The sequence below is a fragment of the Acrocarpospora sp. B8E8 genome, from assembly GCF_039871605.1.
Classification (GTDB): domain Bacteria; phylum Actinomycetota; class Actinomycetes; order Streptosporangiales; family Streptosporangiaceae; genus Acrocarpospora; species Acrocarpospora macrocephala.
Map to the genome: position 1 here is coordinate 21,763 of NZ_JBDPLV010000073.1, position 17,617 is coordinate 39,379.

Consider the following 17,617-nt stretch of genomic DNA (forward strand, 5'->3'; position numbering starts at 1 on the left):
ATGGACAATGAGGCGAAACTCCGCGAATACCTCAAGCGGGCGACGGCCGATCTCCGGCGCACCCGGCAACGCGTCCACGACCTCGAAGAACAGAACCTGCAGCCGATCGCGATCGTCGGGATGAGCTGCCGGTACCCCGGCGGCGTGTCCTCGCCGGAGGACCTGTGGCGCCTGCTCGCCGAGGGCGGTGATCCGATATCCGAGCCGCCCGCCGAGCGCGGCTGGGACCTCGACCGGCTTCGGGATCAGCACGGCGACGCCGTGCCGCTGTCGCTGGCCGGGGGTTTCCTCAATGAGGCGGCGGACTTCGACGCCGGCTTCTTCGGCATCTCGCCGCGCGAGGCGCTGGGCATGGATCCGCAGCAGCGGCTGCTGCTGGAAGCGTCCTGGGAGGCCGTCGAGCGGGCCGGAATCGACCCGATCGCGCTACGCGGCAGCCTGACCGGGGTGTTCGCCGGGGCGATGTCGTCCGACTACCGCGAGAGCCTGCCGCGCGACATCGACGCCTTCGGCCTCACCGGTACGGCCAACAGCGTGTTGTCGGGCCGGGTTTCGTACACGCTCGGCCTGGTCGGCCCGGCCGTGACGGTGGACACGGCCTGCTCGTCGTCGCTGGTCGCGTTGCACTGGGCCGTTCAGTCGCTGCGTACGGGCGAGTGCACCCTGGCGCTCGCCGGCGGGGTGACCGTCATGACCAGCCCCAGCACCTTCATCGAGTTCAACCGCCAGGGCGGCTTGTCGCCCGATGGGCGATGCAAGGCGTTCGCCGACGGCGCCGACGGAACGGGCTGGTCCGAGGGCGTAGGTGTCCTGGTGCTGGAGCGCCTGTCGGACGCGCAGCGCAACGGGCACCAGGTGCTCGCGGTGGTACGCGGGTCGGCCGTGAACCAGGACGGGGCGTCCAACGGTCTGACCGCGCCGAACGGTCCCTCGCAGCAACGGGTGATTCGCGACGCCCTGGCCAACGCGCGGCTGTCGACGGCGGACATCGACGTGGTGGAGGCGCACGGGACGGGCACGGCGCTGGGCGACCCGATCGAAGCCGAGGCGTTGATCTCCACGTTCGGCACGGACCGTGATCGCCCGTTGTCGCTGGGGTCGATCAAGTCCAACATCGGTCACACGCAGGCGGCCGCCGGTGTGGCGGGGATCATCAAGATGGTCCTGGCGATGCGGCATGGGGTGCTCCCCAGGACGTTGCACGCGGACGCGCCGTCGTCGCGGGTGGACTGGGACTCGGGCGTGCTCGAGCTGCTGACCCGGCAACGGGCCTGGCCGGAGACCGGCCGGCCGCGCCGGGCGGGTGTGTCCTCGTTCGGAGTCAGTGGCACCAACGCTCATGTGGTGGTGGAGGAGGCGCCGCCGGCTGAGGTGGCGGTGGCCACGGCGGACATGCGGGTGCTGCCGGTGCTGGTTTCGGGACGGACAGGGGACGCACTGTCCGCTCAGGCGGCGCGTCTGCTGGCGTACCTGGACGGTGCGCCCGAGACATCTCTGGCCGACGTGGCCTTCTCGCTGGCGACGACACGGTCGGCCTTCGAGCATCGGGCGGCCGTCGTGGCCGCCGATCGTGCCGGGTTACGCGCGGGTTTGGCGGCGCTGGCGGATGGGGGCGTCGCCGCCGGAGTGATCAAGGGCCAGGGCAGGCAGGCCAAGCTGGCGATGTTGTTCACCGGTCAGGGGAGCCAGCGGGCGGGGATGGGCCGGGAGCTGTATGACCGCTTCCCGGTGTTCGCCCAGGCGCTGGATGCGGTGATCGCGGAGCTGGACCCGCTGCTGGACAGGTCGTTGCGTGACGTCCTGTTCACCGAGGTGGAGTTGCTGGATCAGACGGGGTGGGCGCAGCCGGCGTTGTTCGCGGTGGAGACCGCCCTGTTCCGGCTGGTCGAGTCGTGGGGCGTGCGGCCCGATGTGCTGGCCGGGCACTCGATCGGGGAGATCACCGCCGCTCACGTGGCCGGGGTGCTCTCACTGAGCGATGCGTGTGCGCTGGTGGCGGCCCGGGCGCGGTTGATGCAGGCCTTGCCGTCCGGTGGGGCGATGGTGGCGGTGCGGGCGTCCGAGGATGCGGTCGCCGACCTGCTGGCCGGGCGAGAGAACGAGGTGTCGGTCGCGGCGGTGAACGGTCCTGCCTCGGTGGTGATCTCCGGGGTGGCGGAGCCGGTCCTTGAGGTGGCGGCCGCGCTGGAATCTCAGGGCGTGAAGACGCGGCGGTTGCGGGTGTCGCATGCGTTCCACTCGCCGTTGATGGATCCGATGCTGGCGGATTTCCGCGCCCTGGCTGGGACGCTCAGCTACAACCCGCCGCGGATCCCCATCGTGTCCACCCTGACCGGGGAGACGGCCACGGCGGATCAGTTGTGCTCGCCGGGTTACTGGGTGGACCAGGTCCGTGGCGCGGTCCGTTTCGGCGACGCGGTGCGCGCTCTGCACGCTCAAGGTGTGCGGGCCTATCTGGAACTCGGCCCCGACGCGGTCCTGAGCGCCATGGCCGCCGACACTCTCGCCGCCGACCCGGATGCGGTGGCGGTGCCGGTGCTCCGCAGGGACCGCGACGAGGAGTCCGCGGTCGTGTCGGCGCTGGGCGCCCTGCATGTGCGTGGAGTGGCGGTGGACTGGCGCTCGGTGTTCCCCGGCGCTGGCAGGGTTGACCTGCCCACCTACGCCTTCCAGCGGCAGCGGTACTGGCTGAGTCCCACCTGGGCCGGAGATGCCCGGGGGCTTGGCCTGACAGCGGCCCGGCATCCGCTGCTGGGGGCCTCAGTGGGGTTGGCGGACTCCGATGAGGCGCTGCTGACCGGAAGGCTGTCCCTGGGGTCGCATCCGTGGCTGGCCGATCACGCGGTGGGCGGGACGGTGGTGTTCCCCGGCACCGGATTCCTGGAGCTGGCCATGCGGGCGGGTGACCAGGTCGGCTGCGATCTGGTGCGCGAGCTGACCTTGACCGTGCCGCTGGTGCTGGGCGAGCGGGACGCGGTGGCGGTGCAGGTGCGGGTGGGGCCCGCGGACGGCCAGGGCCGGCGTGAGCTGAGCGTTCACGCCAGGCAGGACGAGGCCGACGAGCACGACGGCTGGGTACGGCACGCGGTCGGCGTGCTGGCGAGCACCGCGCAAGAAGAGCCCGGCATCGCGGACATGGCGGTGTGGCCGCCCCCAGGGGCGTCGGCGATCGACGTCGAGGGGATTTACGAGCGGCTGGCCGAGAGCGGGTTCCATTACGGACCGGTGTTCCAGGGGCTGCGGGCGGCCTGGCGGGGTGCGAGCGGTGAGGTGTTCGCCGAGGTCGCCCTGGGCGAGCTGGCGGCGTCGAACGCGGGCTTGTTCGGGGTCCATCCGGCTCTGCTGGACGCGGCGTTGCACGCGATGGCGTTCGTCGGGATGGAGGACGCGCAGCCCGGCCGATTGCCGTTCTCCTGGGGCGACGTGTGCCTGCACGCGGCCGGCGCGTCGGTGCTGCGCGTGCGGCTGGCCAAGGCGGGCGACGATTCGGTTTCGGTGCGCGCGGTGGACGCCGCCGGGGAGCCGGTGCTGTCGGCGCGGTCACTGGTGCTGCGCCCGTTCTCGGCCGATGACCTTCCCGGCGGGAGTGGGCGGGACCCGCTGTTCGCCCTGGAGTGGACGGTGTCGCCGCAGCCTGCCCCGGCGGTGACCGGTGCGGTGGCGGTGCTGGGCGTGGGGGCTCTGGGTACGCTCGCGGCCTGGCGGCCCGGCGGGGATCTCGTGCAGATTCATACAGATCTGGCGTCGCTGGTGGAGGCGGGGCCGGTGCCGGACGCGGTGCTGACGGAGGCGGTCTCGGATCCGGCGGCCGGGGTGGTGGAGTCGGCGCACGAGCTGGCCGCCCACGTTCTGGATCTGATGCAGAGGTGGCTGGCCGAGGAGCGATGCGGCGGCTCCCGCCTGGTGGTGCTCACCCGGGGTGCGGTGGTGGCGCGGGCGGGGGACTCGCTCACCGACCTGGCGGCCGCGGCGGTGTGGGGTCTGGTCCGTGCCGCGCAGTCGGAGAATCCCGGCCGCTTCGTGCTGGTGGACGTGGACGAGGCGTCGGCGATGTCGGCGTTGCCCGGGGTGCTGACCGGGACGGTGGCCGGGGTGCTGGCGTCGGCGGAACCGCAGGCGGCGATCCGCCACGGCGAGGTGCGGGTACCCCGCCTGACGCGAGTAGCGGCCGGCGATGCCCAGGACGGTGTATGGGACCCGGAGGGGACGGTGTTGATCACCGGCGGCACCGGTGGCCTGGGGGCGTTGTTCGCCCGGCATCTGGTGGCCGAGCGCGGGGTACGGCATCTGCTGCTGGCTGGCCGCCGGGGCCCGGACGCGCCCGGTGCGGCGGAGTTGCGGGCCGACCTGATCGCCCAGGGCGCCGACGTCACGATCGCCGCCTGCGACGTGGCCGACCGCGACCAGGTGGCGGCGCTGCTGGCCCGGGTGGCCCCCGAGCACCCGCTGACCGGGATCATCCACACCGCCGGCGTACTGGACGACGGGACGATCCCGTCGTTGTCCCCGGAGCGGCTGGACGCGGTGTTGCGGCCGAAGGCAGACGCGGCCTGGCACCTGCACCAGCTCACCCGCGGCCTGGATCTGGCCGCGTTCGTGCTGTTCTCGTCGGTGGCCGGCACCATGGGAGCTCCCGGCCAGGGCAACTACGCGGCGGCCAATGCGTTCCTCGACGCGCTGGCCGGGCACCGGCGGGCCGAAGGACTGCCCGCGCTGTCGCTCGTGTGGGGGCCCTGGGCCCAGGACACCGGGATGACCGGCGCGCTGGACGACGTCCAGGCCCGGCGGATGACCCGCGCCGGGATGTTCGCGCTCACTCCGGACGAGGGCGTCGCGCTGTTCGGCGCGGCCCTCCGGGCGGGGGAGCCGGTCGTGGCCCCGGTCCGGATCGACCTTGCCGCGGTGCGGACGCATGGCGAGGTGCCGCACCTGCTCCGCGGGCTGGTACGAGCGCCACGCCGGTCGGCGACGTCGATGTCCGGCAGCGCACTGGTCCGCCGCCTGGCGGGACTGGAGCGCGCCGATCGCGTCCGGGTCCTGGCGGACCTGGTCCGGGCCGAGGTGGCGCTGGTGCTGGGGCACGCCTCGCCGGAGCTGGTGGACATCCGGCGGGAGTTCCGCGACCTGGGCTTCGACAGCCTCACCGCGGTCGAACTGCGCAACCGGCTGAGCACGACGACGGGGTTGCGCCTGCCGGCCACGCTGGTGTTCGACCATCCCACGCCCGCCGTACTGGCGGAGTTCCTGCTGGACGAGGTGCTGGGCGAGCAGCACGACGTGGCCGTTCCCGCCGCCGTCACGCCGGTCGCCGACGACCCGATCGTGATCGTCGGGATGAGCTGCCGCTACCCGGGTGGCGTCGCCTCGCCGGAGGACCTGTGGCGGCTGGTGGCCGAGGGCCGTGACGCGATCACGGAATTTCCCGCCAATCGTGGGTGGGACCTGGCCGCGCTCTACCATCCGGACGCCGACCACGCAGGCGGCTCGTACACCAGGCAGGGCGGCTTCCTGCACGACGCGGCGGAATTCGACGCGGACTTCTTCGGGATGAGCCCGCGGGAGGCCATGGCGACGGACCCGCAGCAGCGACTTCTGCTGGAGACCTCGTGGGAAGCGGTCGAGCGGGCCGGAATCGACCCGGTCACGCTCCGGGGCAGCCGGACGGGCGTGTTCGCCGGGGTGATGTACACCGACTACAGCGGCATGCTCGGCGCGGCTGAGTTCGAGGGCTACCGGGGCACCGGAACCGCCGCGAGTGTCGTCTCCGGGCGGGTGTCCTACACCCTGGGCCTGGTGGGCCCGGCCGTGACGGTCGACACCGCCTGCTCGTCCTCGCTGGTCGCGGTGCATCTGGCGACGCAGGCGCTGCTGTCGGGTGAATGTACGCTCGCGCTGGCCGGCGGGGTGACCGTGATGGCCACGCCCGGAGCGTTCGTGGAGTTCTCCCGGCAGCGGGGGCTGTCCCCGGACGGGCGGTGCAAATCGTTCGCGGACCGCGCGGACGGGGTGAGCTGGGCCGAGGGCGTCGGGGTGCTGGTGCTCGAACGCCTGTCGGACGCCCTGCGCAACGGTCACCAGGTGCTCGCCGTGGTGCGCGGATCGGCGATCAACCAGGACGGCGCCTCCAACGGGCTGACCGCGCCGAACGGCCCTTCCCAGCGGCGGGTGATCCGCCAGGCCCTGGCCGGAGCGCGGCTCGCCCCGGCCGAGGTGGACGTGGTGGAGGGGCACGGGACCGGGACCACCCTGGGAGATCCGATCGAGGCGCAGGCGCTGCTGGCCACCTACGGCCGGGACCGGCCGGAGGGACCGCTGCTGCTCGGGTCGATCAAGTCGAACATCGGTCACACGCAGGCGGCGGCGGGTGTCGCGGGCGTGATCAAGATGATCATGGCCATGCGGCACGGCATCGTGCCCAAGACCCTGCACGTCGACGCGCCGTCCGCGCACGTGGACTGGTCCTCGGGCGCGGTGGAGCTGCTGACCGAGGCGCGGGAGTGGCCGGAGACGGGCCACCCGCGCCGGGCCGCCGTGTCGTCGTTCGGCTTCAGCGGCACCAACGCCCACCTCATCATCGAGCAGGACACCGAGCAGGACACCGTCGAGCGGACGCTGCCGATGGCTGGCCTGCCACTACCAATCTCGGGCAAGACGGAACAGTCGGTGCGGGAGCAGGCCGCGCGGCTGCTGTCCCACCTGGAAGGCCGTCCCGAGGCCGACCTGGCCGACGTGGCGTTCTCGCTGGCGACCACCCGTTCCCCGTTCGAGCACCGGGCCGCGGTGCTGGCCGGGGACCGGGCCGGGGCGCTGGCCGGGTTGCGGGCGCTGGCCACCGGCCAGGCGGCGCCGGGAGTCGTACGCGGCCAGGCCAAGGACGACCAGAAGACGGCGTTCCTGTTCACCGGTCAGGGCGCGCAGCGCGTGGGCATGGGCCTGGAGACTTACGCGCGGTTCCCGGTGTTCGCCGAGGCCCTTGACGGTGTGCTCGCGGCGCTGGACCCCCATCTGGACCGTCCGCTGCGGGAGGCCTTGTTCTCCGACGCTGAGCTGCTCGACCGTACGGCGTACACGCAGCCGGCGCTGTTCGCCCTGGAGGTCGCGCTGTACCGGCTGGTGGAGTCGTGGGGCGTGCGCCCGGACGCGCTGGCGGGGCATTCGATCGGGGAACTCGTCGCGGCGCACGTCGCCGGGGTGCTGACCCTGGATGACGCCTGCGCGCTGGTGGCCGCGCGGGGCCGGCTGATGCAGGCGCTCCCGGCCGGCGGCGCCATGGTCGCGATCCAGGCCGGCGAGGAGGAGGTCCTGGAGTCGCTGGCCGGGCGCGAGAGCGAGGTGTCCATCGCGGCGGTCAACGGCCCGGCGTCGGTGGTGATCGCCGGAGCCGAGCCCGCGGTGCTGGAAGTCGCCGCGGGGTGGGCCGCCCGGGAACGCAGGACCAAGCGGCTGCGGGTGTCGCACGCGTTCCATTCACCGCTGATGGAGCCGATGCTCGCGGAGTTCCAGGCGGTCGCCGAGACGATCGCGTACGAACCCCCGCGGATCCCGGTGATCTCCAATGTGACCGGCGAGTTCGCCACGGACGAACTGTGCGCACCGGCCTACTGGGTGCGGCACGTGCGGGAGGCGGTCCGGTTCCGCGACGGCGTGCGGGCGCTGCATCGGGCGGGCATGACCGCGTTCCTGGAGATCGGCCCGGACGGTGTGCTGACCGCGATGGCCCTGGACAGCCTTCCCGCTGAGGCGGAGGCGCTGCTCCTTCCCGTGCTGCGCGGCGATCGCGACGAGCGCACCGCCCTCATGACCGCGCTGGCCGAACTGCAGGTGAACGGCGTGCCAGTCGACTGGCCGGCCCTGCTCCGCGGCGCCCGCCGGGTGGACCTGCCGACGTACCCGTTCCAGCGTGAGTCGTTCTGGCCAGAGCCCGCCGCGAACGGCACCGTCGCCGATCCGGCGGACGCGCGGCTCTGGGACGCGGTCGAGCGCGGCGACACCGGGGACGTGGCCGCGATCCTCGGCCTGGGCAACGAGCACTCCTCTTTGCTGGACACCCTGCTCCCGGCCTTGTCGTCGTGGCGGCGCAACCGGGGCGAGGCGGCGACGCTCGACTCCTGGCGCTACCTGGTCGACTGGAAGCCCCGCCGTACGCCTTCGCTCGCCGTGCTGGAGGGCACCTGGCTGGTGGTGACCGCGGCCGGGATCGTGGACGGCGACGTGGTCGGCGCGCTGGACAGCCACGGAGCACACGTGGAGCGGCTCCTGCTGGATGGGACGGACGGCCGTGCGCCGCTCGCCGCCCGGCTCCGTGAGCTGGGCGAGATCTCCGGCGTGGTGTCGATGCTCGCACCCGTCGCGGACGGTGGCGCGGTGTCGAGCGGCCTCGCGCTCACGGTCACGCTCCTGCAGGCGCTCGGCGACGCGGAGATCGACGCACCGCTGTGGTGCCTCACTCGCGGCGCCGTGTCGGCCGCTCCCGGGGACAGGGTGACGAGCCCGGTCCAGGCGCAGGTGTGGGGCATGGGCCGGGTGGCCGCCTTGGAGCACCCGAAGCGGTGGGGCGGCCTGGTCGACCTGCCCGAGGTCGTCGCCGGGCGGGCCGCGCTGGGCCTGGCGAGCGTGCTGGCGGGCCTGGACGGCGAGGACCAGGTGGCGGTGCGGGCGTCGGGCGTGTTCGGCCGGCGGCTGCGGCGTCATCCGGTCACGCCCGATCCGGTCGGCCGGGCAGGCGCGACCGGTGGGACCGTGCTTGTCACCGGGGGCACGGGTGCTCTCGGCGCGGCCACCGCGCGGTGGCTGGCGCGTGGTGGCACCGCGCATCTCGTGCTGACCAGCCGGCGCGGCATGGCCGCCCCTGGCGCGGCGGAGCTGCGGGACGAGCTGCTCGCGCTGGGCGCCGAGGCGAGCATCGTCGCCTGCGACGTGGCCGATCGCGAGGCCCTGGCCGGCGTGCTGGCCGCGATCCCGGCCGAGCGCCCGCTCACCGGGGTCGTTCACACAGCCGGGGTGGGCCAGGCCGTCGCGCCCCTCTGGCAGGCGGACGCCGCCGAGCTCGCGGACGTGATGACGGCGAAGGTGGCCGGCGCCGCCAACCTGGACGACCTGCTCGGCGATCACGAGCTCGACTTCTTCGTGCTGTTCTCCTCGATAGCCGGGATGTGGGGCAGCGCGGGGCAGGGCGCCTACGCGGCCGCCAACGCCTACCTCGACGCGCTGGCCGAGAACCGGCGGGGACGAGGTCTCGCCGCCACGTCGGTGGCCTGGGGCGCGTGGGCCGAAGCCGGCCTGGCCATGACGGACACCACAGCGGACACCACAGCGGACACCACAGCGGACACCTTGGCCGACTACTTGCTCAAACGCGGGCTGGCCTTGCTGCCGCCCGACCTCGCGATCAAAGAGCTGAGCCGGGCGGTCAGCGGCGAAGACGCGGTGGTGACGGTCGCGGACGTCGACTGGGACCGGTTCTATCCGATCTTCACCTCGGCCCGGCCCAGCCACCTGTTCAGCGAGCTCCCGGAGGTCAGGGCACAGCTCGCGAGCGCGGACAAGGCAGCGGCCTCCGACGACCCCGAGTTCGTCACGCGGCTGCGGCACCTGACCGAGAAGGAGCAGCGGCGCGGGCTGCTGGATCTGGTGCGCACCGAGGTGGCGGCCGTCCTGCGGCACGCCTCGGCAGAGGCGGTCTCCGAGCGGCGCGCCTTCCGCGAGATGGGGTTCGACTCGCTGACCGCGGTGGAGCTGAGAAAGCGGCTGGTCGCGACGACCGGCCTGGCGTTGCCGAGCACGCTGGTGTTCGATCACCCGAACCCGGCCGCGCTGGTGGAGTTCCTGCGGTCGCAGGTCGTGGGCTCGGCGGACGCGGACGCGGACGTCGCCGGGGTCCCGATGGCGGCCCACACCGACGAACCGATCGCGATCATCGGGATGGCCTGCCGTTTCCCCGGCGGCGTGGGCTCTCCAGAACAGCTGTGGGAACTGGTGACCGGCGAGGTCGACGCGATCTCCGGATTCCCCGCCGACCGGGGCTGGGACGCGGCGGGGCTCTACGACCCCGACCCCGATCACTCCGGCACGACGTACTCGGTCGAAGGGGGGTTCCTGCACGACGCCGGCGACTTCGACCCCGGATTCTTCGGGATCTCACCGCGCGAGGCGCTGACCATGGACCCGCAGCAGCGGCTGCTGCTGGAGACCGCATGGGAGGCCATCGAACGGGCCGGGATCGCCCCCTCGTCGCTGCACGGCAGCACGACCGGCACGTTCATCGGCTCCAGCTACCAGGAGTACGGCTCGGACGCCGCCGACGCCGAGGGACACCAGGTCACCGGCTCCAGCCCGAGCATCCTGTCCGGCCGGTTGTCGTACGTACTCGGCCTGGAAGGGCCCGCGGTCACGGTCGACACCGCGTGCTCGTCGTCGCTGGTGGCGCTGCACCTGGCCTGCCAGTCGCTGCGCAACGGTGAGAGCTCCCTCGCCCTGGCGGGCGGCGCGACGGTGATGACCACCCCGGCCGCCTTCGTGGCGTTCAGCCGCCAGCGGGCCCTGGCCGCCGACGGCCGGTGCAAGGCGTTCTCCGACGCGGCCGACGGGATGAGCCTGGCGGAAGGGGTCGGCCTGCTCCTGGTGGAGCGGCTGTCCGACGCCGAGCGCAACGGCCACCCGATCCTCGCGGTGGTGCGTGGGTCCGCGGTGAACCAGGACGGCGCGTCCAACGGGCTGACCGCGCCCAACGGTCCCTCCCAGCAGCGGGTGATCCGGCACTCCCTGGCGAGCGCGCGGCTGTCCCCGGCCGAGGTCGACGCGGTCGACGCGCACGGCACGGGCACGGCCCTGGGCGACCCCATCGAGGCCCAGGCGCTCCTCGCCACGTACGGGCAGGGCCGGGAGCGCCCGCTCCTGCTCGGGTCGATCAAGTCGAACATCGGCCACACCCAGTCCGCGGCGGGCGTGGCGAGCGTCATCAAGATGGTCATGGCCCTGCGGCACGGCCTGCTCCCGAAGACGCTCGGGGTGGGCACGCCCTCGTCCCACGTGGATTGGACGGCGGGCGCGGTCGAACTGCTGACCGAGGCCACGCCGTGGCCGGAGACCGGACGGCCGCGCCGGGCCGCCGTGTCCTCCTTCGGAATCAGCGGCACGAACGCCCACACGATCCTCGAGCAGGCGCCGACCGGCGACGTCGCGCTCTCCGGTCCCGGCGCCGATGCGGGTCCCGGCGCCGATGCCGCCACTTCCGGTGCCGGGGCGGTGCCGTGGGTGGTGTCCGGCCGGACGGCGGAGGCGTTGCGCGCGCAGGCGCGGCGGCTGGCCGCGCACGTGGCCGACCATGGTGCGCTGGACCCGGCCGGCGTGGGCTTCTCGCTGGTGACGTCGAGGTCGGTGTTCGAGCACCGCGCGGTCGCGGTGGGCGGTGACCGCGACGCGCTCCGCGCCGCCGTCCAGGCGGTGGCCGTGGGCGAGCCGGCGCCGGGCGTGGTCCAGGGCTTGGCGGACGTCGAGGGCAGAACGGTCTTCGTGTTCCCGGGGCAGGGCGCGCAGTGGGCGGGCATGGGCGCTCGGCTGCTCGAGCAGTCCCCGGTGTTCGCCGAGCGCGTCGCCGAGTGCGGCCTGGCCCTGAGCCGGTACGTCGACTGGTCGCTGCTGGACGTGCTGCGCCAGGCGGAGGGCGCGCCGTCGCTGGATCGGGTGGACGTCGTGCAGCCGGTGTCGTTCGCGGTGATGGTCTCGCTGGCGGCGATGTGGCGCGCTCATGGGGTCGAGCCCGACGCGGTGCTCGGGCATTCCCAGGGCGAGATCGCCGCCGCCTGCGTGGCGGGCGCGCTGTCGCTGGACGACGCCGCCCGAGTGGTGGCGGTGCGCAGCCAGGCCATCGCGCGGTCGCTGGCCGGTGCCGGCGGGATGATGTCGATCTCGCTGCCGCTACCGGACGTTGAGGAGTGGCTGCGGCCCTGGGACGGGCAGATCTCGATCGCGGCGGTGAACGGACCGCGTACGGTCGTGGTGGGCGGCGATCCCGGCGCGCTCGACGAGCTGTCGCGGCGGCTGACCGAGGAGGGCGTGCGGACCCGGCGGGTCGCGGTCGACTACGCGTCGCACTCCGCCCACGTCGAGCCGCTCCAGCACGAGCTGCCCCAGTCCCTGTCGGCGATCCGGCCGCGGCGGGCCGAGGTGCCGTTCCTGTCCACGGTGACCGAGGACTGGCTGGACGGGACGGAGCTGGACGCCGGCTACTGGTACCGCAACCTGCGCCGGACCGTCCGGTTCGAACCCGCCGTGCGCCGCCTGCTGGCCGCAGGACACCGGGCGTTCATCGAGGTCAGCCCGCACCCGGTGCTGACCGGCGCGATCCAGGAGACGGCCGAGGACGCCGGTGGGAGCACGGTCGTCGCCGGGACGCTGCGCCGCGACCAGGGCGGCGCGGAGCGCTTCCTGACCTCCCTGGCGGAGGTGTTCGTGCGCGGCGTGCCGGTCGACTGGCGAGCCGCCTTCGACGGCACGGGCGCCCGCCCGGTGGAGCTGCCGACGTACGCCTTCCAGCGCGAGCGGCTCTGGACGAAGCGCGCCGTGGCGCCGGCGACAGGCGCGGCGAACCCGGCGGACGAGCGGTTCTGGGCGGCGGTGGGGCAGCAGGACCTGGACTCGCTGGCGTCGGAGCTGGAGGTGGGCGCACCGGCGCTGGCCGAGGTGGTGCCCGCGCTGTCCTCCTGGCGGCGCAGGCAGCAGGCCCGGTTCACGGCCGACTCCTGGCGCTACCGCGTCGTGTGGCGGCCGGTGACCGATCTCGCCGCCACCCTCCTGTCGGGCACGTGGCTGCTCGTCACCACCGACGGCGTCGCGGACGAGGACGTTAAGGAAGAGGACGTTAAGGAAGAGGACGTTAAGGAAGAGGACGTTAAGGAAGAGGACGTCGCCGGCGCGCTCGCCGCGCACGGCGCGCGGGTCCGCAGGGTCGTGCTCGACGAGGCGTGCCTCGACCGCGCCGTGCTGGCCGGCGTGCTGAGCCAGGAGGAGCACGTCTCCGGCGTGGTGTCCCTGCTGGCCCTGGCCGAACAGCCGGCCGAACGCCACCCGGAGCTGGCCACCGGCCTGGCGCTGACCGTCGCGCTCGTCCAGGCCCTGGGCGACGCGGACATCGACGCGCCGCTGTGGTGCCTCACCCGTGGCGCGGTCTCCACCGGCCGGTCGGATCCGGTGACCAACCCCGTCCAGGCCCAGGTCCACGGCGTGGGCTGGACGGCCGCACTGGAGCACCCGCGACGGTGGGGCGGCCTGGTCGACCTCACCGGGACGCTCGACCAGCGCGCGGCGCGGCGCCTGGCGAGCGTCCTCGGGGGCGCCGGAGGCGGCGAGGACCAGCTGGCGATCCGGCCCTCCGGAGTGTTCGCCCGGCGCGTGGTGCCGGCCCCGTCGCCCGCCGACCCGGCGCCCGCCTGGACGCCACGCGGGACCATCTTGGTGACCGGGGGCACGGGAACGCTCGCCCCGCACGTGGCCCGCTGGGCCGCGGCCCAGGGAGCCGAGCACCTGGTGCTGGTCAGCCGCCGCGGCATGGCCGCCCCCGGCGCGGCCGAACTGCTGGCGGAGCTGGCCGAGCTGGGCACGACCGCCACAGTGGCGGCATGCGACGTGTCCGATCGCGACGCGCTCGCCGGCCTGCTCGCGCGGTTGCGGGCGGAGGGCCACGCCGTCCGCACGGTGCTGCACGCCGCCGCCTCCATCGAGCTGCACGCGCTGCAGGACACCAGTATCGAGGCGTTCGCCGAGGTGGTGCGGGCCAAGGTCATGGGCGCCCGCCACCTGGACGAGCTGCTGGACGACGAGCTCGACGCCTTCGTGCTGTTCTCCTCGACGGCGGGGATGTGGGGCAGCGGGCGGCACGCGGCGTACGTCGCGGGCAACGCCTTCCTCGGCGCGCTGGCGGAGAACCGGCGCGCCCGCGGGCTGCCGGCCACCTCGATCTCGTGGGGCATCTGGTCGGACGACCGCGAGCTCGGGCGGGTCGATCCCGAGCAGATCCGGCGCAGCGGTCTGGTGTTCATGGAGCCGGACCTGGCGCTCGAAGGGTTCCGGCACGCGCTGGCCGGCGCGGAGCCCGTGCTGGCGGTCGCCGACATCGACTGGGAGCTGTACTTCCCGGTCTTCACCTCCGTACGGCCGAGCCGGCTGTTCAGCGAGGTGCCTGCCGTACGGCGGCTGGCCGAGACCGCCGAGCGGCCGGCCGGCGGCGCGGGCGCGGGGGAGTTCGTCACCCGGCTGCGCGGGCTGCCCGCGGCCGAGCGGGACCGCCTGCTGCTTGAGCTGGTGCGCGCCCAGGCGGCGACCGTGCTCGGACACGCCTCAGCCGACGCCCTCGCCGAGCGGCGCGCGTTCCGCGACCTGGGTTTCGACTCGGTGACCGCGGTCGATCTGCGCAACCGGCTGGCGGCCGCCACGGGCCTGACCCTGCCGAGCACGCTGGTGTTCGACCACCCGAACCTGGCGGCGCTGGCGGAGTTCCTGCGCGCTGAGATCGCCGGGGCGCAGGCCGGACCGGCGGCCGTGGCAGGCCAGGGGCGGGCCGGCTCGGACGAGCCGATCGCGATCATCGGGATGGCCTGCCGCTACCCGGGCGGGGTCCGATCGCCGGAGCAGCTGTGGCGGCTCGTGGTCGACGGGGTCGACGCGATCTCCGAGTTCCCCGGCGACCGCGGCTGGGATGCCGACGGACTCTACGACCCCGACCCGGGCCGGACCGGGAAGACGTACTCCACGCGGGGCGGCTTCCTCTACGACACGGCGGAGTTCGACGCGGACTTCTTCGGGATCTCGCCCCGCGAGGCGCTGGCGATGGATCCGCAGCACCGGCTGGTGCTGGAGACGGCATGGGAAGCGGTCGAGCGGGCCGGGATCGCCCCGTCGTCGCTGCGCGGCAGCGTGACCGGCACCTTCATCGGCTCCAGTTACCAGGACTACGGCCTGGCGATGGCCGGCCAGGGGGAGGGCCTGGAAGGCCACCTGGTCACCGGCACCGTGCCGAGCGTGCTGTCCGGCCGGGTGGCGTACCTGTTCGGGCTTGAGGGCCCGGCCGTCACGCTGGACACGGCGTGCTCGTCGTCGCTGGTGGCGCTGCACCTGGCCTGCCAGTCGCTGCGCGACGGCGAGAGCGCGCTGGCGCTGGCCGGTGGGGTGATCGTGATGTCCACCCCCGACGCCTTCATCGGGTTCAGCCGGCAGCGGGCCATGGCCCCCGACGGCCGCTGCAAGGCGTACTCCGATTCGGCGGACGGGATGAGCCTGGCCGAGGGTGTCGGCCTGCTGCTGGTGGAGCGGCTGTCCGACGCCGAGCGCAACGGGCACCCGATCCTCGCGGTCATCCGCGGGTCGGCGATCAACCAGGACGGCGCGTCCAACGGGCTGACCGCGCCGAACGGGCTGGCGCAGCAGCGCGTGATCAGGCAGGCGCTGGCCAACGCCGGGGTCGCACCGGCGGAGGTCGACGCCGTGGAGGGGCACGGGACCGGCACGGCGCTGGGGGACCCGATCGAGGCGCGGGCGCTGCTCGCGACCTACGGCCAGGAGCGGGACCACCCGCTGTGGCTCGGCTCGGTCAAGTCCAACATCGGGCACGCCCAGATGGCCTCCGGCGTCGCCGGAGTGATCAAGATGGTCCTGGCCATGCGGCACAACCTGCTGCCGAAGACGCTGCACGTGGACGCGCCGTCGTCGCACGTGGACTGGTCCACGGGCGCCATCGAGCTGCTCACGGAGCCGAGGGAATGGGTGCGCGCCGGACGCCCGCGCCGGGCCGCGGTGTCGTCGTTCGGGCTCAGCGGCACCAACGCCCACGCGGTGCTGGAGGAGGCGCCGCCCGCGGCCGTGCGGGTGGGGCGGGCGGAGCCGGTCGTCGTCCCCGTGCTGGTGTCGGGCAAGGACGCGCAGGCCCTGGGCGCTCAGGCGGAACGGCTGCTGGCCCTGCTCGCGGAGTCCGCCGAGCTCGACCTCACGGACGTCGCATACGCCCTGGCGACCACGCGGTCGCACCTCGACCAGCGCGCGGCGCTGGTCGGACGGGACCGCGAGGAGATCATCGACGGGTTGCGGGCGCTGGCCGAAGGCACCGGCGTTCAGGAGGCCGTCGGCCACGGTTCCCTGGCCTTCATGTTCACCGGCCAGGGCGGCCAGCGCGCGGAGATGGGCCGCGAGCTGTACGGCCGCTTCCCGGCGTTCGCCGACGCGCTCGACGCGGTGCTGTCCCACCTGGACGCGCACCTGGACCGCCCGCTGCGGGAGGTGCTGTTCGCCCCGGCGGGTACGGCGGACGCCGCCCTGCTGGACGAGACGGGCTACACGCAGCCGGCGCTGTTCGCCTTCCAGGTGGCCGTGTTCCGCCTGCTGGAGTCCTGGGGCGTCAGGCCCGGCCACCTCATGGGACATTCGGTCGGGGAGATCGCCGCGGCGCATGTCGCGGGCGTGCTGTCCCTGCCGGACGCCTGCGTCCTGGTGGCCGCCCGCGCCCGGCTGATGCAGGCGCTGCCCGCGGGCGGGGCGATGGTCGCCGTCCAGGCCGGCGAGGAGGAGGTGCTCCCGCTGCTGGCCGGGCGCGAGGAGCGGATGTCTATCGCGGCGGTCAACAGCCCGGTGTCGCTGGTCGTGTCCGGCGAGGAGGACGCCGTCCTGGAGATCGCCGCGCACTTCGCGGCCCAGGGGCGCATGACCAAGCGGCTGCAGGTCTCCCATGCCTTCCATTCGCCGCGGATGGACGCCATGCTCGACGACTTCCGCCGGGTCGCGCGCGGCCTGTCGTACGCGCCGCCGGAGATCCCGATCGTGTCGAACGTGACCGGCGAGCCGGCGACCGCGGCGCTGCTCTGCTCGCCGGACTACTGGGTGGAGCACATCCGGCGGCCGGTCCGCTTCGGCGACGGCGTGCGCGGCCTGGCCGAGCAGGGCGTCGTCACGTTCCTCGAACTCGGCCCCGACGCCGTGCTCACGGCCATCGCGGCCGACTGTCTCACCGATCGCCCCGGTATCCAGGCGGTGCCCGTGGCGCGCCGGGACCGGGCCGAGGAGCAGGCCGTCACGGCGGCGGTGGCCCGGCTGCACGTCCGTGGCGTCGACGTGGACTGGCGAGGGTTCTTCGCCGGCACCGGCGCCGAGGCGGTCGGCCTGCCGACGTACGCCTTCCAGCGCCGGCGGTTCTGGCCGGAACCCAGGGCGGCCGCCGTGCCCGCGTCTGCCGATGCCGTGGACGGCTGGCGGTACCGGTCCGTCTGGAAGCCGCTGCCCTGGCCCGCGATCACCGCGCCGTCGCCGCGGGCCCGGTTGCTCGTGGTGGTGCCGGCGGGTGAGGAATGGGTGACCTCGCCGGCGGGGGCGCTGGGCGCGGAGGCCGACCGGATCGAGGTCGGCGAACCCGACCGGGCGGCGCTGGCCGCGCGGTTGCGGGAGCTGTGCGCCGCCGGACCCCGGCCCGCCGGGGTCGTGTCGCTGCTGGCCTCGGACGAGCGGGATCTGGCAGGGCATCCGGGGGTCCCCAGCGGTCTGGCGCTGACGGTCGCGCTGGCGCAGGCGCTCGGCGACGCCGGGATCGAAGCGCCCTTGTGGTGCGTGACCCGTGGCGCGGTGTCGGTGGGGCGCTCGG

At 74.0% G+C, this 17,617-nt stretch carries 1 protein-coding gene (cut by a window edge); it reads left to right on the forward strand.

What is annotated here, in order from left to right; translation table 11 throughout:
- Positions 1-17,617, forward strand: partial view of a type I polyketide synthase gene (locus ABGB08_RS44340; protein ID WP_347603550.1) — the 5' portion only. Its footprint extends 10,607 nt past the window's final position; 17,617 of the gene's 28,224 nt are visible here — the first part of the coding sequence; its start codon is at positions 1-3; the stop codon falls past the right edge of the window.